The organism is Fibrella aquatica (genome assembly GCF_041321135.1).
Lineage (GTDB): Bacteria > Bacteroidota > Bacteroidia > Cytophagales > Spirosomataceae > Fibrella > Fibrella aquatica.
Genome location: NZ_JBGGWF010000008.1, coordinates 91,574 through 112,882, shown reverse-complemented (window position 1 = coordinate 112,882; position 21,309 = coordinate 91,574). Strand labels below are relative to the sequence as shown.

Sequence of the window (21,309 nt, the reverse complement as noted above, 5' to 3'; positions counted from 1 at the left end):
CTACGTGAATATCATAGTCAGAACGTTAGAGTTGCTTCGGTAGTTTAAGTTTAATGCATGTCACCGCCAGCCAGTGTATAAACGGTTACCAGTTAACCCGCCGTTAGCTTCCTCCCAATCAGCTACAGCGTTACTCGCTGGCAAACAAAAAAGGCGAGCTACCGAAGTAGCCCGCCTTTTATCACTGCAAAAAAATGTGATTAATAACCGGGATTCTGAACCAGACTCTTGTTGGTATCGATCTCCCGTTGTGGGATTGGCAACACCAAATTGTTGGCGTTATAAGCCGTGGTGCCTACGCTCCGGGCTGTCCGCTTTAGATCAGCAATTTGCTGCCCTTCAAAAGCCAGCTCCAGCCGACGCTCGAGCAGCACGGCTGCCAAATCTGCTGCAGCCAGCACAGGGGCACCCGCACGGGCACGCACCGCATTTATATCGGCTAGCGGGGTTGCACCAGTCGTGGTGTTCAAGCGAATGTTGGTTTCAGCACGCACGAGGTACATTTCAGCCAAACGCACAATGGGCACGTCGCCAAAACGGTCGTTAAACTTATTGGTAAACACGTTATTATTCACCGTTGTAAAGAACGTACCGCGTGGATCGGCAGGGTCATACAACTGACGAAACTTCGTTTGTACCCGAATATCGCCCCGACCTGAGACACGGGTAGAACCGTAGTACGTATTCATACTATTTCCACCATCCTGATCGGTCACCACAATTTTGAAAATCGTTTCGGGGGAAGCGTCCGTAAAGGCACCGGCAAATGTAGGGGCCAGAGAGAACGTACCTGAGGTGATTACGCGGTTGGCAGCATCACGAGCGGCAGCGAAATTCTGCTGTTGCAGATACACACGGGCCAACATAGCTTGTGCTGCCCCTTTAGTTGCAAACCCAGTACCAGCCGATTGGGTGGCGGGTAAGAGTTGCTCCGCTTTTGTGAGATCATCGAGCACCTGCGTGTAAACTTCGGCTACGGTGTTGCGGGCACGGCTATCGGCGGAGGTAATGCTTCCAGTCGGCGTCAGCACAAGCGGCACACCTGGATTAGCCGCCGGAGAACCGTCGTTGAAACTTTTTCCATACAGCTTTACCAGCTCAAAATACAGGGAGCCCCGAATAAAGCGAGCCTGCCCCTCCACGCTGTTTTTGTTGGCTGCAATAACCTTATCAACATTGGCCAGCACGTTATTGGCCCGGTTAATGGCGCTGTACCCATCCAGCCATGTATCGCGAACGTCTACATTGGTCGTGGTAATGGTTTTACGCCAGAGTTCATCCAGCGTTGTGAACGTACCCCCAAATACTACGTCGCGGTTATCGCCCAGCAGTTCGCCGGTATACAGTATACCACCTCCATAGAGGTTACCATCGCTAAGACCATCATAGGCCCCGGTCAGGGTAATCCGAACGTCCTGATCGGTGGCTAATGCCTGCCCCGCGTCAATACTTTGGGTGGGTTGTACCGTCAGGCGGTCATTGCAGGCGGTCAGCATAAACGCGCTCAAACCAACCAGCAATCCGTTTTTTATGTATGTATTCATCGTGTGAAGTTCTGTTTGTCAGGTTGCTTAAAAACCAATGTTGATACCCCCTGTGATTGTCCGAGCCTGTGGTGCCGTGTAGAAATCGTAACCCTGAGCAATGTTGCCCACAATGTCATCCGCATTTACTTCCGGGTCCCAGCCAGCATAGTTGGTAAACGTTAACAGGTTTACACCCGTTACAAATACCCGCACGCTGTTCAGCTTCACCCGGCTGAGTACTGACTTGGGCAGGTTGTAGGCCAGTGTAGCGTTGCGAAGACGCACAAACGAACCGTCTAGAATAAAACGCGTTGACGGCTGTGCTCCATTGTTGAAGAACAGACGAGCCTCAGGTACGTCGGTAATGGTATTCTGGGGTGTCCAGGCAGCCAACTGATCCACAGTCTGGTTATCTTCGAAACGACCGTTGGCCGACGAGAAACGTCCCACACCGTAGAAGTTGATATTGTTGCCAATAACTGCGTTGAAGAATACACTCAGGCTAAAGCCTTTGTAGCTGAAGGTATTAGTTACACCACCTGTAAATTTCGGCTGTGGGTTACCTGCTACCACGCGCTGCGCCTGATTATAAACAGAGGTTGTAGTTCGGTCAATGCTGGTTACGTTGCCACTGGCATCTTTCACTTCTGCATTTTTGTACCACAGCGCATTGCCGTTTGCAGGATCAACACCGGCGAACTCCGGCGTGAAATAAACGCCCAATGGCTGCCCCTCAACGGCGCGGCTCATTGAATTCAAACCACCCTCGATGACCTGCCCCTGTAGGTTTTTGATTTTGTTGCGGTTGATGGCGCCGTTCAAACTGGTGGTCCAGCGGAAAGCACCCGTGGTGTTTTCTGTGTTCAACACGAATTCAAAACCTGTATTCTCCAGACTACCCACGTTGCGGAACTGCGTAGCAAAACCGCTGGTACCAGGTACGTTCACGTTCAGCAGCAACCCCGTAGTTTGCTTGTTGTAGTAGTCTATTTCACCGTTGATCCGGTTGTTCAGGAAACCAAAGTCAAGACCGATATCAGCCTGATCAGTTGTTTCCCATTTTAGGTCAGGATTGGCCAACTGTGAAGGGCGCTGGCCGGGTAAACCAGCGTAGCCGGCATCGCCTGTGAACAGACCCAATTGCGGGAAGTTCTGAATCTCGGCGTTACCGGTACGACCATAGCTAGCCCGAATTTTCAGGAAACTAACCGCACCAACGTTTTTCAGGAAATTCTCTTCGGTTAAGACCCAACCTGCCGAAACAGCGGGGAAGAAACCGTACCGGCTATCGCGACCAAAACGAGATGAACCATCAAGACGGGCACTTACACCCAACAGATAACGATCATTGAATTTGTAGTTCGCCCGGGCGAAGTACGATAGAAAGCGATAGTCCGTTGCCGATGAACTGGCATTGGTTTTACGGGCTGCACTGGCAATTTGCTTATAGGCATCGGATGGAAAATCCTGCCCTTCGGCCAGGTTAGCCCGTGTCTGCGACTGCTGATACGACATACCGGCCACCCCATCAATAGTGTGCTGACCAAACGCCGTGTTGTAGTTCAGGAAGTTGTTGGTCGTGTAGTTTTCAACCCGTACATACCGGTTAGACCCCTCACCCAGTGGTGAACCTGAATTCCGCTGCGTTTTGCTGCTGTAATACAGTTCCTCCTGCTGATTCAGCACATCAAGGCCAAACTCAGAACGGAATGAAAGTCCTTTAGCAATACCTAACTGACCATACACATTGCTGATGTTGCGATAGACGGTTGTGTTAAAGTTAGAGTTGCCAATGTTCACAATCGGATTGTAATAGTACGGAATGCTGATATCACCGGGAGGTGTACCGGCTGGCAAACCAGTAGCCGGATCGATTGACGGAGTCATTGGAGGCAGTGCCACCATCTGTACCGGGTTGTCGAACTGTCGATCACCTGATAACCGCTGGTTCAGGGTACGAGACAAGCCCGTGTTGAAGCCAACCCGGAAACGATCCGAAATTTTGTGATCGAGGTTAACCCGGCCCGAGTAACGTTTCAGGGCATTGCCGATCAAAATACCCTGCTGATCCAGAATCTGACCCGACAGGTAGAACGTTGTTTTGTCGTTACCACCATTGATGTTCATATCATACTGTCCGAAAGGCGCATCCTGATAAGCCAGGTCACCCCAGTTTGTGCTGGCCTGATTGGCCGTTCCGAACGTACCCAGACCCTGAGTCACATAGAAATCTTCCATGTAGGTCGTATACGAATCGGGGTCAGCCGGATCGAGACCATCAATACGGTCAGAATTGGCAGCGGCTTTACGGTAAAAATCAACGTACTGCTCTGTGTTCAGGAACTGCACTTTACGCGTTGGCGTGCTGGAACCCCGTTGAATACCGAACGTAACGTTCGTGCGCCCGGACTTTCCTTTTTTAGTGGTGATCAGCACTACACCGTTGGCGGCACGTGAGCCGTAGATAGCACCTGCCGAGGCATCTTTCAGAATTTCGATACTCTCAATATCCTGCGGGTTGATATCAGAAAGTGGGTTGGTAGCAGCCGCATTGAACGACAGGTTATCGGTAGTAACCGGCGTACCGTCCACCACGTATAGCGGCTGGTTCGACGCTGACACAGATGATTTACCCCGGATGTTCACCTGAATGCCCTGCCCTAATTTACCACTCCCAGCATTCACCTGAACGCCAGCGGCTTTGCCCTGAATGGCTTGATCAAAACTGGTGACTGGCTGATCCTGAATATCACTCGGCCGAATCTTAGCGATGTTTCCGGTAAGGTCACGCTTAATCTGCGATCCGTAACCAGTTACAACCACTTCAGATAGCTGACGTGATTCGTTGGCTAACGCAACATTTATAACCGACTGATTACCAACAACAATTTCCTGTGTCGACGAACCGATAAAGCTATAAACAAGGGTTACTTTGCCAGCGGGTACCGATAATGAATAATTACCTGATGCATCTGAAGAAGCACCACGCGTAGTCCCTTTCACTAAAACGGATACCCCCGGAATAGGGGATCCATCGTCCGAAGACGTAATTTTTCCTGTTATGTTCCTGTCCTGTGCAAAACACATGGTCCAGACGGAGCTTACCAATAGTAAGCTTACAAGTAATAATTGCCTCATATCATTGGTCTATGTTAAGTGAAAATACACTAACTATGATAATACAAAATTAACATCAAATCGGTGGGAAGGCAATAACGAACTTGGCCTATGCCGACTTTTTATTCCGCTCAACTGCAGTATAGCAAAATATAATTTTAAGTTTATACTATTCTGTGATATATTATTGTAATTTCATATTTAAGAAATTTATACCTAATCTTCTCATTCATTCGCTTTACTAATTTTCACAAATCTCTAATTATCAAAAAGTTATCTAATTTTGCTTCGTATATCTACTAAGAAAAAAGGTCTTTTCTGGATTCACATATGGTGATATCCAAAAAAGACCGTACAAATCCTTTATTCTAATGGATTACAGAATCACGTTGATTCTGTAGAAGAATGGAGAGCTGTAGAAAGCGCCACCAGTAATATCAATGGTTGAGTTAGCGGCTGAAAAACTCTTGCCATCGGCAAGTTTCATCGTAGCCGTAACTTCAAATCGATCGCCAACTGAAATATCAGCAGCCGTCAATTTCGTAGCGGTTAATGCTTCAGTTCCAGTTACAGAAATCGTTGTGCGCGGGTAGCCGGTTTTGGCGTCTTTAACATACGACGAAGCAGGCAATGACTTCAGCGCGACGATATCTGTCGTTTTTGTTCCATTGGCTGGCGTAGCATCTACAAACCGGATAGACAGGTCATACGACGAGAAATTGGCGCCGCTGTTGGGCGTGACCGCTTCGGCCACTAACTCCATTTTGGTGCCCGCCATATTGGCTTTGCTCACCGCAAAGGTGGCCGCCACAACCGGGAATGGAGTTACGGTACGCATGTAGCCGCCCTGCTCCAGGTTAAAATCATCCAACTTATCAATCATCTGCGTTTTGCAGGATATTGCCGTGACCACTGTTACCAGCAGCAAAGCAAGCATATTGAAACGTTTCATAGTACTTGATATAAGATCAAAAAACGGTAGAACATAGGGTAGTCACTACTTCGTCAGTCCAGCAGGATTGGTATCCCAGAAAACGGGAATCGATACGTTTGCTTTCTGCTTCGCATTGGCATTTCGGGCAATAAACGAAGTTGGGTAATAAAACGAACGTACAAACGGACCTGGGTTAGATTCCAACGCGGGTTGCTGATTAGCTGGTTTTCCGGTACGGCGGTAGAGATTATAGGCCTCAACTCCGTTACCGTGCAGCGCCAACCAGTATTCGGTACCGATGATGTTCATTTTGGCATCAGCGGTGGCAGCCGCATCATAATCAGCCAGTACTTTGTCTACATACTTGGTCACGTCATCGGCCCAGACGATTTTTTTAGCAGCTTCAAACGCTGCAATCTTACCAGCTTCACCAGTTCCCAGCGCCAGTGTCCGAACATCGGCCATTGATTTTTCGATAGCTGACTTCAGATAAGCTCTTGGATTACCCGATACACCTAATTGCAACGCGGCCTCGGCCAACATGAAGTCTACGAAAGAGCGCATCATAATAGGATGAATACCAGCACCACCAGCACCAGCGCCCAACGTTACAGGTTTGCCAGCGTCATCGTCGAATGAGCCACCAGCAGGGTAAACGCCCCAAGCAGTACGACGCAGTCCATCGGGTGGAATACCCTCGTTGCTCAGGTGATCACGACCCCAATAGCCCACTGCTGTTGGCAGACAGAAATAATCATTGTTGCCGTAATGCGCAGGCTTTGAGCTGTTAATGCACCGCAGTTCGTTCACGTCTTTCGTGTTCACCACCACCTGACGATAGAAGTAGAAACGCATTCGTGGATCTGGCGCTCCTTTGCTCTCATACATGGTGCCCATGTACGAATTAGACTGATAGTCGCCACCGCCCGTTGGTGAATACTGACCAGCATAACGCGGATGACGCGTATCGGGGTTGGTCAGGTTCGTACCGTATTTGAAGATAAAATTCTGAGCCGCTGTCGAGATCAGCTTGTCGCCCGCTACCAGTGTATTGATAGCGCTGGTAGAACCTGTTTTATCAACCAAACGACGGTTCAAGAGCAGTTTCAGCTTGATGGTATTAGCCGTACGAATCCAGCTATCAACGGTACCGGCAAAATACAAATCACCCGTTGCTCCTGCTTTTGATCGGGCGTTGAAGTTTTCGATCGCTTTATCCAGATCGGCAATAGCAGCCGTGTAAATGGTAGCGCCCGATTCAACTTTAGGATTAAAGTTGGCGGCATCTAACGATTCTGTGTAAGGTACGTCCCCGAATACATCCACCATATTGGCCAGTACCGAAGCACGTAGTGTACGCGCAATACCGGCATGAACAAAGAGTTCACTTCCTTCGGCAATAGGAATGATCGTTTTTACGTCGTTCAGAATACCTGCATAGGCCGTTGTCCAGGTGCCGTCCTGCCCACCGGGCGAAACAGCATTATCGTAGATAGCAGCACCCTGATTCAGCATGCGGGTTAAACGCATACCAGGGTCACTCACCTGATTAAAGTGGCCCGCATAACTCAGCTCAATTTGACTGAGTAGGTAGTTAATGTCTGTGTTGCTGGTCGTTACAGCGTTTGGATTATCCAATAAATCCAATTCGCAGGAACTAACAAACACAGCGCACAAGGCCAGGATTGACAGTTTGAATATCTTTTTCATCTTTTGACAAGAGAACAAATTAGAAATAGTGACCGGGAGTTGATGCCGATTGACACCATACAGACTCGTTTCACTGATAGGATTAGAATGTCAGTTTCAATGTTCCCCCAATTCGACGGGCGCTAGGGCCAGTCAGGAATTCAAAACCAAGACCATTACCTACGCCCAGACCGAGGTTATCGGTGTCGAGATTCAATCCTTTAGGGATATTGACAGCTCTGTACCACAGGTTGTTACCAGCTACTGAAATCGATGCTGCCTTGAAGAATGCTTTGGTCAGAATTGACTTGGGAAGTTGGTACGACAGCGACACTTCCTGCAAGCGAATGGTTGACCCATCGAATATCCGACCTTCATCTCCGAAGAAGTAAACGTTGTTAAAGCCTACGTCAGACGCTGTAATCTGCGATGTATTGGGCGTTCCATCCGCTTTCACACCGGGGAAAATAAATGTTTGTGCCCGGTCATACCCAGCTTCCAGCGAGTTATCAACCGTTAGACCACGACCCAACAGCGCACCCGCCGTTGACGAGTACATGACACCACCGTGCCGGTATGACATCATCACGCTCAACGACAATCCTTTGTACGTAAAGTCATTGATCATCGCCGTTGTAAAGGCCGGGTTAGGGTCACCCAATACAACCGGAGAAGTAGTTGCCTGCAAATAGCCATTGTTACCGATCAGGAATTGGCCCTGCTCGTTGCGGCGGAAACCAGTACCTTTAATAATGTTAAATGGTTGACCAACAATAGCGTAGTTACCCAAAGACGAACCAAAACCAGTTACCTGTACCTCCTGCAAGGTACCACCCAGATCCATTACCAGTGGTTCGTTGCGTGAATAGTTGGCCGTTACGTCCCAGCCTAAGGCACCTCCGCGCAGGATTGAGCCTGTCAGGCTAAGTTCGATACCCTGGTTACGAATTTTACCGATATTGATGGTCGTTTGGGTATAGCCGGTAGCCGCATCGAGTGGCGAGTTAGTGATCAGATCACGGGTAATCCGACGGTAAGCAGTCAGGTCGAACCCGAGGCGGCTGTTGAACAGCTTTCCTTCCAAACCAAATTCTACTTCGCTATGCAACTCGGGCTTCAGGTTTGGGTTTCCCAACGTGTTATCTACCGAGTGTGTCTGTACCGGTGTACCACCGTTCAACCAACCACGAGCACTTTGGTTGAGGATGTTACGCGTACTGTAGGGATTTGGAAAACCAGCCGACGTACCTATACCAGCCCGCAGTTTCAGAAAATTCAGTGTGGTCGACTCTATACCTTTGAAGGCTGTAGTAGGAATGAACGAGATACTGCCAGACGGATAGAAGATCTGCCGGTTCTCTTTCTCAACCGTCGATGTCCAGTCGCTACGGCCAGCGAAGTTCAGGAACAGAAAGTTGTTGTAATCGGCTGTGAGTTCCCCGAAAATACCCATCCGGGTTTGTTCTGAAGCAAAGTTTGAGGCAACGTTATCGATAAAGTTCGAGTGCCGGAACAGATTTCTCGCCAGTTGGTTTTGGCTCGTGATGTTATACTGACTAAAGCGGTCGTTCCGTAAGTTGCCGCCAATTTTACCTGACAATGCCAGTTTTTCGTTCAGTGATTTCGAATACGACAGAATCAGGCTATTATCCCAGATCGTGTTCTTGAAGTTCAGCGTGTTATATAACCCATTCACCAGTTGAACACCGCCTTTATTGAGCTTAAACTCCTGCGTTTCGTCGTAGGTATCCAGACCTACTTTATACAACAGCATCAGATCGTTGCCAAAATCATAGGTTGCAGTCGTAGCCGCAAATACCCGGTTTACTACACCGGTAGTTTTGTAATTCTCGAGCACCCAACGTGGGTTAGGAATGTCGTTCCCACTACGGAAATACACGGAACTGCCATCAGCCGGATTGGCAAAGGGCCAGCCCATCAGGTCAACCTGCCGGGGGGTGTACATTACGTTGGCTAATACCGACGGGAAATCGTTGGCGTTGTTTCCCTGACCGGCGCTGAGTGGCGGCGAGAACTGATCAGTGTTGGCAAAATTGATCGAGGTTTGCACCGTCAGGCGTTTGCTCATCTGTGCATTGATACCCAGGCCCAGGTTCAGACGCTTCAGGCCGTTGTTCGGAATGTAACCACCCTCATCATTGTAGCCTGCCGACACGTTGTAACTCACTTTTTCACCACCACCTGAGATATTCATCGAGGTGGTCGAGATTTTACCAGTCCGGAAAAAGTCCTTTACGTTATTGGGGAACACTTGCATTTTATATGGACTCACCGACGCTACATAATCGGCCATAGCGGCCCGTGTAGCGGCTACCGATAAAAACGCATATGGGTGGTTTGTCAATGCAGTGTTTGTGTTCTGCGAAGGGTAAATAGCTGCCTCTTCCAGTGTTGGACCCCAGTTACTGAAGAAGTAACCCAAGTTCTGCTGGAAACCACCAACGTAGCTGTTTTGGTACTCAGGCAAATGAGCCGTGTTGGTGAAGAACGACTGTGTCAGCGTAAATTCGGTCTTGCGCGCTTTCTTGCTACCGTTTTTAGTCGTCACCAGAATTACGCCATTCCGGCCCTGATCACCATACGTTACTGTAGCGGCCAGACCTTTCAGGACCACTACGTTCTCGATGTTGTTTGGATCAATGTCCAGAAAGCGACTCGACGATGATTGGCCGCCGCTAGTGAACCCCCCCCGCGTATTAGTATTCGAGTTAAATGGAACACCATCGACCACAAACAAAGGCTGATTGGAACCCGTGATTGACGAGTAACCACGGATGGTAATATTGGTACCCGTACCCGATACCCCTGATGTTGCTGTAACGTTTACACCGGGCACTTTACCCTGTAACACACGACCTACATCGGCCTGCGGACGATCTTCGATCGATTTCTTGTCAACAGCTGTGACCGCGTAGCCCAGCGCCCTTTTTTCGCGAACAACACCCTGCGCCGTTACTACCACTTCGCTCAGTTGTTTGCTATCGGCCTCCAGGCTCACATTAATGATTGACTTGGTACCCACTTCCACTTCCTGAGGCGTTGACCCCACAAAGCTAAATACGAGTTTACCGCCCGAAGGTACAGTAATAGAGTAAGCCCCATTAGCATCCGCGTTGACCCCGCGTGTGGTCCCTTTCAGTACAATCGATACGCCGGGCATAGGGGCGCCGTCATCGGCCGAGGTGACCTTTCCGGTTACCGTTCTATCCTGCGCCAAACTGATGGAACAGGCCGAGCAAACCAACAGAAAGCTCAGAAGTAGTAATTTTCTCATGTAAACTGGCTTTTAGATTAAGTGTAAATACATCAATTACTAGGTCAACAAAACTAAGTATTGAATAACAGCCAGTCAAGCAACAATCAGACTTTTTTAAATTTTTTATTTGGAATAATCTATCAACAACAAAATATTATTCTTTAAATACAATCTATACAGAATTAAAATAAACATAATATGAGATGAGTAAATAATCAAATTTAGTGTACTTTTCAACAATATAAATATAGTTAATCGAAATATAGGTCAATAAAATATGAGTAATATCAACAAATTGATACTACGAAGCAAAATTTCAATTAAGCAATTATACTTATTTACACAATACTGGTGATTGCATCTGCAATTCGGAGAGTACGAGCGTGGAGATAGCCAGCCTGGAAAATTTCGCGGGCATATTTTATGTCAGAGACGCTATAATTGACCAAACTCGGTGGTTCAATAACAAAGTTACAGAGCGCCATACGCTCTTTTGTCCGGCTTCGCACCGAGAGCACCAAACTCCGCTCTATGACGCCGCGGGCTGTCCGAATCGGCTTATTAGCCGGGAAAGGGTTGCAGTGTGACCCAATGATGTAATCAACTTTACCCAGCAGTGACTCTACGGGCAGATTGTTCAGCACACCGCCATCAATGTATTGTTTCTTGTTGATAAGCAACGGCTCGAAGATGCCGGGCAAACAACAGGAGGCTAGAATGGGCCGAATGAGTTCGCCTTCTTCAAAGATCACCACTTCACCGGCGTTCATGTCTACGGCTGCTACGTGCAACGGAATATTCAGCGCCTCGAAACTATCTTTAGGAATATATTTTCGGTATAAGTCAATGGCTGTATCAATTCGGAGTAAACCCATATGCGTCCAGGCAGGGCGCAGGTGACGCACCAGCGAAGAAGACTCAATAATTTTAAGCGCTTCATCGGGGAGATAGCCCGTTGCGGTCAATGCGCCGGCAATAGCCCCTGCACTTGTCCCCGACAAGCGACTGATCTGAATTCCTTGTTCTAAAATGGCTTTTATAACGCCCAAATGAGCAATACCACGTGCACCGCCGCCCGATAATACAAGACCAATCTTCATAGAGTTACAGCTAATGTACCGGTACAAACGTACTGTATCACGCGAAGGTTTAAGCCAGTAGATCGGCCAAATTGCCCTGTTGCCGTACGCGAATTCCCTTTTCGGTTCGCTCTACAGTAGCCGCCTCAATGTAGGGGTCATGTTCAAACACCAGAATCCAATTGTTGGCCGCCGCTTCGCTAAGTACCTGCTCTTTCTCGAACATAGTCTGTAAAGGCCGTACATCGTAACTCATTACATAGGGCAACGGCACGTGCCCTGCTGACGGAATCAGATCGGCACAATATAGGACAGTACGGTCACCGATAGTCAGTTTGGGAAGGGCCATCTTCTCGGTATGTCCGTCTACATAAATCAGGTCTAGCCCCGGAATACCCAGGTACGTATCACCAAAAAAGTGCAACTGACCACTTTCCTGCAACGGCACTATATTTTCGCGTAGAAACGAAGCTTTCTCGCGTGGATTGGGAGAAATAGCCCAAGCAAGGTGAGCAGGATGCGTCCAGTAAACGGCTTCTTTAAATGTGGGTCGAAGCATATCGTTTATGCGTTCAACGGCACCACCCACATGATCGAAGTGTAGGTGGGTGAGTAACACATCCGTGATATCCTCGGCTGCGTAACCCGCCTGCTGAATGGATGTAGTCAACGATGCATCACCGCTGAGGTCATAATGACCAAAAAACTTCTCGTCCTGCTTGGTGCCTATACCTGTGTCTACCAGAACCAGTCTATTCTGAGCCTCAACCAGCAAACACCGCATTGCCCAGGTACAGCGATTCTGCTCGTCGGCGGGATAGTTGCGTTGCCAGATCGGCTTGGGAACGACACCAAACATAGCGCCGCCATCCAGTTTAAACAGGCCGGTATCAATTGTCTGCACAGTCATATTTATCGTGTTGAAGTGAATGGGCGAACTTACGGATAATTAATCGACAGAAAACCGGTTCAGATTGATTTGCCTCTCGGTACAGCCGAACATCGATCCATGGCAACGACTCTGTACATCTGTATCCATTGAATAGGTCGCAGACTTTCTAATTAACCTTTTAGGCGTGATCTGGTTTGTGATGGCAATCAATCAACTTATCAGTAATGAGTTTACAAGGCCCCATTCTTCTCATTGTCGACGACGACGACCATTTGTTGTTCCAGAATGTCCTTAACAGGATTAAACTGCCTAACAAAATCATCTGTTTCACCCAAGGGCAAGACGTGATCAACCATTTAAAGACCAATCATGAGCCGCCTTTTCTCATCCTGTGCGACACTAGTTTGCCCGCCATGACCGGGTTACAACTTAGACAGGAAATTGAAAGTGATGAGTCACTGAAGAGACAGGCGATTCCCTTTATTTTCATGGCACACCCGGCCGATCGATCACTGGTTGAAGACGCCTACAAAATGACGATTCAGGGTGTATTTGAAATACCCACAAAATACGACGCACTCGAGAAGCAATTCAGAGCCATCATTGACTACTGGTCACTTTGCCTTCATCCCAATCGGTTTTAGCCTGAAGTAATGAGGCAACGATGTACAGGAAGCTAAAGGCAGGTACGTTAAAAAGTGATATATATAGAAAATGCCCCGCAAACAGCTGTCTGCGGGGCATTTTTGTGGGCCAGCCATCGCCTCACTCATCGTGAGTTTTTGGTCCTGATCTAACCGGGTTTGTTTGTAATGCCTCAGAGCGCTGTATATCTCTGAAGGTATTCTGGCTGTAACAATTTTCATAAGCGTTGACATTGACAAGGTAGTATAAACGTCATTCGTCATGTGTCAGATTTGTAACTTTTGATAAAGTTAGCTAATGCCCCGGCTTTGAATAAATGAACTAACGGTTTGGCGGTCGACCCCTAAAATCCGTCCAATGGCCGAATGCGAGACGTTCGCCCGGAGCAGCTCCTTGATGGCTTCTTCTTTGCCAGTCAGCTTTACCGTTTTATTCTGACTGCCGGTAGGTCTGCCCAGTTGCATCCCTTCGGCCTTCTTACGAGCCAGTGCTTCAGTTGTTCGCTGGCTGATCAGTTGACGTTCGATCTCGGCCGACAGACTGAAGGCAAATGCCAGCACTTTACTGTTAATGTTGTTGCCGAGTTCGTACCCTTCCTTGATGGCATATACGAGCACGTCGCGCTCCATGCAGGTGTGGAGGATGCTCATCACTTCCATCAGCGAGCGGCCCAACCGGGACAGTTCTGTCACATACAGCACGTCTTTGGGTTTCATCCGGGCGAGCAGTGGCCCCAGTGCGCGGTCACCGGCGGCTTTGGTACCAGATGCTGTTTCTTCAATCCACTCATCGACGAGTACGCGGTCTGTACTGGTTTTCTTCAGTATCTCGTAGCGTTGATTTTCGGCGGTTTGTTTATCAGTCGATACCCGAATGTAAGCGTAAATCATGGGTGCAAGGTTTAACCTATTTATACCACTAAATATACGCAACTATAAGGGGAAACTAAGGCAGCATAGTATACCCCGAAAATGGGGCAGACAAACGGACGTTAGCTTGCCTCACTTATTGAAGTGATCGAAGACGTTGATCTGTTCCCGCTTCCTGCGCTCGCTCAGGTGCACGTACTGCATGGTGGTCTGAATCTTGGAATGACCCATGTAGCCCTGAAGCGTGACCACGTCGCCACCCAGTTCGATAAAGTTGGTACCGAACGTATGCCGGGCGGTGTGGGTGCTGACTCGGGTGGTCCACTCCAGGTGATCGGCGATCTTATGCAGGAGCCGGTTGGTGTATTGATCGGTATAGGTGTCGAAGAGTCGGCCGACATTGACGGTAATGAAGCGCCGGGCGATCGGGTGAAGCGGGATGGACAGCGTTTTGTGTTTTGAGTTACGGGTCTTGTGGGCATTGAACACCAGCGCACCGTCGATGATGTGTTCGGCCTTCACGCGCTGAATGTCGGAGATGCGCAGGCCGGTAAAACAACTGAAGAGAAAATGCTGGAGCACGCAGTACCACGAGGGGGGCAGGTCAGCTTGCTCGTAGAGGTCGAGCAGTTGCTGCACCTGATCCAGGGTCAGCACTTCTTTGATCACCTCCACGTTGCGCACCTTGATAATCTTGAAAGGATTGTCGACGGCGTATTTGTCCCGGATAGCCAGGTTGACATAGGTACGTACGTCTTTCAGGGTTTTCTGCACCGTGGCCGGCCGGTTGCCCAGCTTGGCCTTCATCCACGCCTGAAAGTTCTCGATCAGTTTGGGAGTCAGCTCGGCAAAAGTGCAGCTGGCTTTGAACTGCTTCATTTTATTGTAGCTGGCCTTATGACACATATAGGTCGGGTGCTCGATCTTACCGCGCCGGTTTCGATCCGATAGTTCCGTCCACCAGTAGGCATAGAAGTCTTCCCGTTTGTGCCAGTTGTAATACTCCTTTTTGAGCAGCTCCAGACTCAGCGGTTTCTTCGCCAGCCGGTAATGGGTGAAGATGGCCGTCAGGTCGGCTTCTTTTCCCTTTATGATGAGCGTGTAGTCGTTGCACTGGACGTCAGCCTTGTGCCTGGCTTTGATCCGGCCTTTAGTCTTATCGAAATGCGCCACTGACCAGCTGATGTTGAGCGGGAATCGTATTTTCTTTCCGTCGAGCCGCACCTCCAGACACAGCGCAGAGGTGCCGTCCTTCTTAACGTGATCGTCCTTGATTATCAGTCGGATAGGTGATGTTTTCATAAAATACAGCTAGGGTCAAATTAGGGTAAAATGAGCTGCTCAGATAGCCTACGCGGGCGTTAGGGAAAAATTAGGACCGGCCTTAAACGCAAGAATCCCCCTATACCATGCGTATAGGGGGATTCTCTTCTGTACTGTGGGCCAGCCTGGGCTCGAACCAGGGACTTACTGATTATGAGTCAGGCACTCTAACCAACTGAGTTACAAGCCCTTATCAGAATATTATTCTCATTCTGATACCACAAAAATACAGCTTTAAGCCGAATTAATGGCAATTGGTCTTAATTTTTCATTTTTAAGGCGGCAACCACCCACTACCTTTAGGCTATGGCCAACAAGAAGAAAATACTCAATGACCCGGTTTACGGTTTTATCAGCATTCAGTCGCCACTACTCTTCGACCTGGTTGAACATCCTCACTTTCAGCGGCTTCGGCGTATAAAACAGCTGGGCTTGTCAGAATACGTATATCCGGGGGCCTTGCACACGCGTTTCCATCATGCACTCGGCGCAATGCATCTGATGGGACAGGCCACTACTACACTGTGCAGCAAGGGAAATCAACTCTCAGAGGCTGAATGTGAGGCGGCACAAATTGCTATTCTCCTCCACGACATTGGCCACGGCCCTTTCTCGCACGTACTGGAATGCTGTATTCTGGAAGACGTACCCCACGAAGAAATCTCGCTGATGCTGATGCACGACTTAAACCGACAGTTTAACGGGGCGTTGTCACTGGCTATCGAAATGTTTGAAGGAACTTACCATCGGCCATTCTTTCACCAACTGATCTCCAGCCAGTTAGATATGGACCGAATGGATTACCTGAACCGTGATTGCTTTTATACGGGCGTAGCTGAGGGAGCAATCGGAGCTGAAAGGATCATTAAAATGCTCGACCTGGCCGACGATCAGCTCGTGGTTGAAGATAAAGGGATATTGAGTGTCGAGAATTTTTTGAATGCCCGCCGGCTCATGTACTGGCAGGTGTATCTGCATAAGACGTCGATCTGCTGCGAATCGATGCTCGTTCAAATTCTGCGCCGCGCCCGATTTCTGGTCCGTAATGGCGAGCCGATAAGCGCCCTGCCCGATTTTTTGATGTTTCTGCGCGAAACGATATCGATTGACGAGTTTCGTTCTAATCCTGAATACCTACAGGCATTTACCCGCCTTGACGATTATGATATCTGGGCTTGCGTAAAAGCCTGGGCTACCCATTCAGACCCCGTACTGTCGCGACTCTGTCAGCTATTACTCGATCGGCGTTTGTTCAAAATCATTCTCTCTACAGAGCCTTTTCAGCCCGTTCTGGTCGAAGAAATGACGCAACAATTACGCGCCAAAGGCCTTTCCGACGATGAGCTCTCTTATTTTTTGGTAGAGGGACAGGCTACCAATGCCGCCTATTTACCCACCGGCGACTCGATACGAATTAAATTCAAAAACGGACTTGTTCGCGACATTGCCGATGCCTCTGATCTTGCCAATATAGGTGCCCTCTCCACCATTGTCAGGCGACACTACGTTTGTTGGGCCAGAGAACTTAATTGGGCCGTGGTGAAATGAGACTTTAGTCTTCTGTTGCGCTGCTACACAACATTGCTTGCTGAGTAGCAACGCAACAGAAGACTGAAGACAGAGGACTGAAGACTCATTTAGACATGGCTAACATTAAATTGAATTAAATGACCATTTATACGAATAGTGCAATTTGTTGGCTACCTTGCAGCCCTAACGTCTGCTTAGACGAAGTACTATTCCCCGGCTTATCAAACGCTTATGGAGTTCACAGTCAGGCAAATCGCTGCCCTGCTCAACGGTGATATTAGCGGCAATGACACCCTGAAGGTCAGCCAATTATCTAAAATAGAAGAGGCTACTCCGGGCTGTATTTCCTTTCTTTCCAATCTGAAATACGAGCCTTTTTTATACACGACACAGGCATCGGCCGTGATTGTAGATCGCTCATTTGAGCCTCGCGAAGCAGTTTCTACTACGCTGATTAAGGTCGAAAATGCGTACCTCGCCTTCACTCAATTATTAGAAGAATACCATCGGCAAATCAGCTTTGCGCGGGTTGGTATTGAGCAACCATCGTTCGTTCATGAAAGCAGTTGCATGGGCGAAGGCGTGTATTTAGGTGCCTTTGCGTATGTCGGTAAACAATGTAAAATTGGAAAGAACGTAAAGATCTATCCACACACCTACATCGGTGATAACGTCACCATCGGCGATAACTCGATCATTCATTCGGGCGCTAAGCTGATAGACAATACTGTGGTTGGTAAACACTGCATTATCCACCCCAACGCCGTCATTGGCTCGGATGGATTTGGATTCGCCCCTCAGGCCGACGGAACCTATAAAACGATTCCGCAGCTCGGGAATGTGGTGCTGGAAGATAACGTCAGCGTTGGCTCTAACACCACGATCGACTGTGCCACGATGGGGTCTACCATTATCAGACAGGGAGCCAAACTCGATAATCTGATTCAGATTGGCCATAACGTAGAGATCGGCAGGAATACCGTTATTGCGGCGCAAACCGGCATTTCAGGCTCAACCCGGATTGGCGATAATTGCGTGATTGCCGGTCAGGTTGGTTTTGCCGGGCACCTCACCATTGCTAACGGCACCAAAGTAGGTGCTCAGTCGGGAGTGGGTAAAAACATTACGGAAGAAGGTATTTCGCTGAACGGCTCCCATGCCTTTCTAATGCGCGATAACATGCGTTCGCAAGCCATATTCCGCCGCCTGCCCGAATTAGAACGGCGGGTTAGTGATTTAGAAAAAAAAATATAGTTTCAAGTTTCAGGTTTCAGGTTTCAAGTAGCTCCACCCCATCAACGATTCGTTAATAAAGCGAAGCTACTTGAAACCTGAAACCTGAAACTTGAAACTTCCTCTTATGAATATCAAACAGCAAACCATTCAAAAAGCCGTTTCGGTGTCGGGTGTAGGGCTGCACACAGGCGTATCAGCAACGATGACGTTTATGCCTGCACCAGCCAATCACGGGTATAAATTTCAGCGGATAGACCTCCCCGGTCAACCCACGGTTGATGCCGACGTCGACTTCGTCGTCGACTTATCGCGGGGCACCACGCTGGAACAGAGCGGAGCCCGGATTCACACCGTAGAACATACGTTGGCGGCTCTTGTTGGTCTTCAAATTGACAATGTACTGATTCAGCTCGATGGGCCCGAACCACCTATCATGGACGGCTCGTCGATCAAATTTGTGGAGGCACTGCAGTTCGCCGGTATTGAAGAGCAGAATGCCGATCGGAAGTATTTCGAGATCACCGAATTTGTGCATCACCGTAATCCTGAGAAAGACATTGAGATTGCCGCCCTGCCTCTCAATGATTACCGCCTCACGGTAATGGTTGATTATAACTCGCAGGTAATCAGCAGTCAGCATGCTTCGCTGAACGATTTGACGTTGTTCTCACAGGAAATTGCCTCTTGTCGCACTTTTGTGTTTCTACACGAACTGGAGGCCCTTTACAAACAGAATCTGATTAAAGGCGGCGACCTCAGCAACGCAATTGTAATTGTTGACCGGGATGTAGACGAAGGCGAACTAGACCATTTAGCCGCTTTGCTCAACAAGCCGAAGATCGATGTGAACAGGCAGGCAGGCATTCTGAACAACCTGCAATTACATTATCCTAATGAAATGGCCCGCCACAAACTGCTCGACATGATCGGTGATCTGGCGTTGATTGGCCGACCTATTAAAGCGCAGATCCTGGCCGCTCGCCCCGGTCATGCGGCCAATGTAGCCTTTGCCAAGAAGATCAAGGGACTGATTCAAAAAAATGCACAGAATCAGGTGCCGCAATACGATCCTAAGCAGCCACCCGTTCTTGATATTAACCGGATCACACAGTTATTGCCGCACCGGTACCCGTTTCAGATGATCGACAAAATCGTTGCGCTCGATGAGAACAGCGTAGTGGGCATCAAAAACGTAACCATGAACGAGCCTTATTTCCAGGGTCATTTTCCGGGAAATCCGGTTATGCCGGGTGTTTTGCAGTTGGAAGCCATGGCCCAAACGGGAGGCATTCTGGTGTTGAGTACCGTTCCAGACCCCGAAAATTACTGGCCGTACCTGATTGGTATCGAAAATTGCCGGTTTCGCCGCAACGTATTACCCGGAGATACCGTAATCTTTCGTTGTGAGTTTAGCTCACCAATGAAACGCGGTATTGTGAAAATGCAGGGACGTGGGTACGTTAATAATCAACTCGTTTGCGAAGCCGACATGATCGCGAGCCTAGTCAAGAAAAAATGATTCAACCATTAGCCTACGTCCATCCTGAAGCTAAGATCGCTCAGAATGTGGTAATTGAGCCTTTCGCCATTATCCATAAGGACGTTGAGATAAAAGAAGGTACCTGGATTGGCTCTCACGCAGTGATCAACTCAGGCGCGCGCATTGGGCGGAACTGCAAGATCTATTCGGGAGCCGTTATTGCCGGAGTGCCACAGGATCTGAAGTTCAACGGCGAAGTAACGCAGGCGATCATCGGCGACAATACTACCATTCGCGAATACGCTACCATTAGCCGGGGCACTGAAGAGCATTGGCGAACCGAAATTGGTGCCAATTGCCTCATTATGGCCTATGCCCACGTAGCCCACGACTGCCGCATTGGCGATCACTGCATCATTGTAAATAATGTGCAAATGGGAGGCCACGTACACATGGGCGATTGGGCCATCATTGGCGGGTCAAGTTCAGTACATCAATTTGTTAAAGTGGGCCCACACGCCATGGTCTCGGGCGGGTCACTGGTCAGGAAAGACGTTCCTCCGTTTACAAAGGCTGCTCGTGAACCGCTCTCGTATGCAGGTATCAACTCAATCGGTTTGCGTCGCCGGGGGTACAGCAATGAGCAAATCAATCAGATTCAGGAAATTTACAGGTACGTCTTCCTGCGCGGTTATAATAACGCCGAAGCAATGAACCGTATCGAACTCGACATTCCGGCCACGGCCGAGCGCGACGAAGTACTCAACTTCATTCGCAATTCGGAGAGAGGAATCATGAAAGGCCCCGGTGGCGGAAGCGGAGAATAAAGCAAAGTTTACAGTTGCGCTTCTGGCTGAACGCGCAACCATGTAGAAGCCCTGTGAGCTATTACTCGACCGATTTATTTCTAAACGTTAATATGTAGTGTTTTTGTCATCCCGACGTCAGGAGCGGTCCGCCGTTGCGGGATGACAAAAACACTACATGAGTTGCCATGATCAGTTAATTAAATAAGTCAAGTACTGGCAAAGCAACATAAAACTGCAAACTTGAAAATCGTCGCTGAACAGATCGGGAAGAAATACCGCCGCGAATGGATCTTCCGCGGGGTTGACCTGACGCTGTCTGCCGGCAACAGCTACACGTTTGTTGGGCCAAACGGAAGTGGCAAATCAACCTTACTGCAAGTGCTGGCCGGTATGCAGCCTTCATCGGCGGGTAAACTAACGTACCTGACCAACGGCAAGCCAATTGATGAAGACGACTGGTTTAGGCATATCGTGCTGGCGGCTCCCTATCTCGAACTTATCGAAGAACTGACTCTCACCGAACTCCTCGATTTTCACCGTCGCTTCAAACCGTTTAGACAGGGTATGGAATCTGCTGAACTGATTGAGCAGATGATGCTTACCCACGCCCGCGATAAAGAAATCAAATTTTTCTCATCGGGCATGAAACAACGCGTGAAGCTGGGGCTGGCTTTTTTCTCCGAAGCCAATATCGTTCTTCTCGACGAACCTACATCGAACCTAGACCGACAAGGTGCTGCCTGGTATCATGAGCACGTTGTCCAACTCATTGCCCCCTCTACAGAGCCACCCGTGTTGCTGTTAATCGGCTCGAACCAGCCCAGCGAATACGATTTCTGCTCCAATGTACTCGACGTGATGCAGTGGAAACGGTAAGGTGAACGATTGTTCCTCTGCTACGCA

General features: G+C 48.8%; 15 protein-coding genes and 1 tRNA gene. 6 read left to right on the top strand and 10 right to left on the bottom strand.

The annotated features are described in order from the left end of the window. Window positions 1-200: 200 nt before the first annotated feature. The 7 genes from ACAW87_RS17950 to ACAW87_RS17920 all read right to left on the bottom strand — a co-directional run bounded on the left by ACAW87_RS17950 (window position 201) and on the right by ACAW87_RS17920 (window position 12,532). Window positions 201-1,544 carry a RagB/SusD family nutrient uptake outer membrane protein gene (locus tag ACAW87_RS17950; RefSeq protein ID WP_370725019.1) on the bottom strand — a complete coding sequence of 448 codons (1,344 nt, stop codon included), beginning with the start codon at window positions 1,542-1,544 and terminating at the stop codon, window positions 201-203. 27 nt (window positions 1,545-1,571) lie between these two features. Continuing rightward, window positions 1,572-4,664, bottom strand: a complete 3,093-nt coding sequence (locus ACAW87_RS17945; protein WP_370725018.1) for a SusC/RagA family TonB-linked outer membrane protein — start codon at window positions 4,662-4,664, stop codon at window positions 1,572-1,574. A gap of 355 nt (window positions 4,665-5,019) precedes the next feature. Further along, complete coding sequence (locus ACAW87_RS17940) at window positions 5,020-5,595, bottom strand: hypothetical protein (RefSeq protein ID WP_370725017.1); 576 nt, start codon at window positions 5,593-5,595, stop codon at window positions 5,020-5,022. Between the two features lie 45 nt (window positions 5,596-5,640). Continuing rightward, on the bottom strand, window positions 5,641-7,287 hold the full coding sequence (locus ACAW87_RS17935; protein WP_370725016.1) for a SusD/RagB family nutrient-binding outer membrane lipoprotein: 1,647 nt from the start codon (window positions 7,285-7,287) through the stop codon (window positions 5,641-5,643). 82 nt (window positions 7,288-7,369) lie between these two features. Then, window positions 7,370-10,561: a SusC/RagA family TonB-linked outer membrane protein gene (locus ACAW87_RS17930; protein WP_370725015.1), complete on the bottom strand. Its 3,192-nt coding sequence runs from the start codon at window positions 10,559-10,561 to the stop codon at window positions 7,370-7,372. Between the two features lie 320 nt (window positions 10,562-10,881). Further along, window positions 10,882-11,643, bottom strand: a complete 762-nt coding sequence (locus ACAW87_RS17925) for a patatin-like phospholipase family protein (RefSeq protein ID WP_370725014.1) — start codon at window positions 11,641-11,643, stop codon at window positions 10,882-10,884. A 49-nt stretch (window positions 11,644-11,692) separates the two neighbouring features. Then, the gene (locus ACAW87_RS17920; RefSeq protein WP_370725013.1) at window positions 11,693-12,532 is read right to left on the bottom strand and encodes an MBL fold metallo-hydrolase; all 840 of its coding nucleotides are present in this window, start codon (window positions 12,530-12,532) and stop codon (window positions 11,693-11,695) included. A gap of 206 nt (window positions 12,533-12,738) precedes the next feature. On the opposite strand from ACAW87_RS17920, the gene ACAW87_RS17915 reads away from it, so the two are divergent. Next, the gene (locus ACAW87_RS17915) at window positions 12,739-13,158 is read left to right on the top strand and encodes a response regulator (RefSeq protein WP_370725012.1); all 420 of its coding nucleotides are present in this window, start codon (window positions 12,739-12,741) and stop codon (window positions 13,156-13,158) included. 291 nt (window positions 13,159-13,449) lie between these two features. Here the strand turns inward: ACAW87_RS17915 and ACAW87_RS17910 are convergent, their stop codons facing one another. The 3 genes from ACAW87_RS17910 to ACAW87_RS17900 form a co-directional block, all read right to left on the bottom strand. Then, window positions 13,450-14,049, bottom strand: a complete 600-nt coding sequence (locus ACAW87_RS17910) for a master DNA invertase Mpi family serine-type recombinase (RefSeq protein ID WP_370725011.1) — start codon at window positions 14,047-14,049, stop codon at window positions 13,450-13,452. 111 nt (window positions 14,050-14,160) lie between these two features. Further along, window positions 14,161-15,330: a tyrosine-type recombinase/integrase gene (locus tag ACAW87_RS17905; protein WP_370725010.1), complete on the bottom strand. Its 1,170-nt coding sequence runs from the start codon at window positions 15,328-15,330 to the stop codon at window positions 14,161-14,163. A 137-nt stretch (window positions 15,331-15,467) separates the two neighbouring features. Further along, a tRNA-Ile gene (locus tag ACAW87_RS17900) sits at window positions 15,468-15,541 on the bottom strand. 116 nt (window positions 15,542-15,657) lie between these two features. Between ACAW87_RS17900 and ACAW87_RS17895 the strand changes: the two genes are divergently transcribed. From ACAW87_RS17895 to ACAW87_RS17875, 5 genes are all read left to right on the top strand, one after another. Beyond that, window positions 15,658-16,899 (top strand): HD domain-containing protein, encoded by a 1,242-nt coding sequence (locus tag ACAW87_RS17895; RefSeq protein WP_370725009.1) that lies wholly within the window; start codon window positions 15,658-15,660, stop codon window positions 16,897-16,899. 213 nt (window positions 16,900-17,112) lie between these two features. Next, a complete protein-coding gene (gene lpxD, locus ACAW87_RS17890) occupies window positions 17,113-18,135 on the top strand; it encodes a UDP-3-O-(3-hydroxymyristoyl)glucosamine N-acyltransferase (protein WP_370725008.1) in 1,023 nt (340 codons plus the stop codon). Between the two features lie 106 nt (window positions 18,136-18,241). Then, a complete protein-coding gene (locus tag ACAW87_RS17885; protein ID WP_370725007.1) occupies window positions 18,242-19,636 on the top strand; it encodes a bifunctional UDP-3-O-[3-hydroxymyristoyl] N-acetylglucosamine deacetylase/3-hydroxyacyl-ACP dehydratase in 1,395 nt (464 codons plus the stop codon). Further along, window positions 19,633-20,424, top strand: a complete 792-nt coding sequence (lpxA, locus tag ACAW87_RS17880) for an acyl-ACP--UDP-N-acetylglucosamine O-acyltransferase (RefSeq protein WP_370725006.1) — start codon at window positions 19,633-19,635, stop codon at window positions 20,422-20,424. The genes ACAW87_RS17885 and lpxA overlap by 4 nt, the downstream gene beginning before the upstream one ends. A gap of 222 nt (window positions 20,425-20,646) precedes the next feature. Further along, window positions 20,647-21,282, top strand: coding sequence for an ABC transporter ATP-binding protein (locus tag ACAW87_RS17875; RefSeq protein ID WP_370725005.1), 636 nt, complete (start codon window positions 20,647-20,649; stop codon window positions 21,280-21,282). Window positions 21,283-21,309: the final 27 nt, after the last annotated feature.

Bases quoted from the DNA above. Each gene is read 5' to 3' on its own strand.
- ACAW87_RS17930 (WP_370725015.1), bottom strand. From the start codon at position 10,561: ATGAGAAAATTACTACTTCTGAGCTTTCTGTTGGTTTGCTCGGCCTGT.
- lpxD (WP_370725008.1), top strand. From the start codon at position 17,113: ATGGAGTTCACAGTCAGGCAAATCGCTGCCCTGCTCAACGGTGATATT.
- ACAW87_RS17950 (WP_370725019.1), bottom strand. From the start codon at position 1,544: ATGAATACATACATAAAAAACGGATTGCTGGTTGGTTTGAGCGCGTTT.
- ACAW87_RS17885 (WP_370725007.1), top strand. From the start codon at position 18,242: ATGAATATCAAACAGCAAACCATTCAAAAAGCCGTTTCGGTGTCGGGT.
- ACAW87_RS17920 (WP_370725013.1), bottom strand. From the start codon at position 12,532: ATGACTGTGCAGACAATTGATACCGGCCTGTTTAAACTGGATGGCGGC.
- ACAW87_RS17945 (WP_370725018.1), bottom strand. From the start codon at position 4,664: ATGAGGCAATTATTACTTGTAAGCTTACTATTGGTAAGCTCCGTCTGG.
- ACAW87_RS17915 (WP_370725012.1), top strand. From the start codon at position 12,739: ATGAGTTTACAAGGCCCCATTCTTCTCATTGTCGACGACGACGACCAT.
- lpxA (WP_370725006.1), top strand. From the start codon at position 19,633: ATGATTCAACCATTAGCCTACGTCCATCCTGAAGCTAAGATCGCTCAG.
- ACAW87_RS17895 (WP_370725009.1), top strand. From the start codon at position 15,658: ATGGCCAACAAGAAGAAAATACTCAATGACCCGGTTTACGGTTTTATC.
- ACAW87_RS17940 (WP_370725017.1), bottom strand. From the start codon at position 5,595: ATGAAACGTTTCAATATGCTTGCTTTGCTGCTGGTAACAGTGGTCACG.
- ACAW87_RS17910 (WP_370725011.1), bottom strand. From the start codon at position 14,049: ATGATTTACGCTTACATTCGGGTATCGACTGATAAACAAACCGCCGAA.
- ACAW87_RS17925 (WP_370725014.1), bottom strand. From the start codon at position 11,643: ATGAAGATTGGTCTTGTATTATCGGGCGGCGGTGCACGTGGTATTGCT.
- ACAW87_RS17905 (WP_370725010.1), bottom strand. From the start codon at position 15,330: ATGAAAACATCACCTATCCGACTGATAATCAAGGACGATCACGTTAAG.
- ACAW87_RS17935 (WP_370725016.1), bottom strand. From the start codon at position 7,287: ATGAAAAAGATATTCAAACTGTCAATCCTGGCCTTGTGCGCTGTGTTT.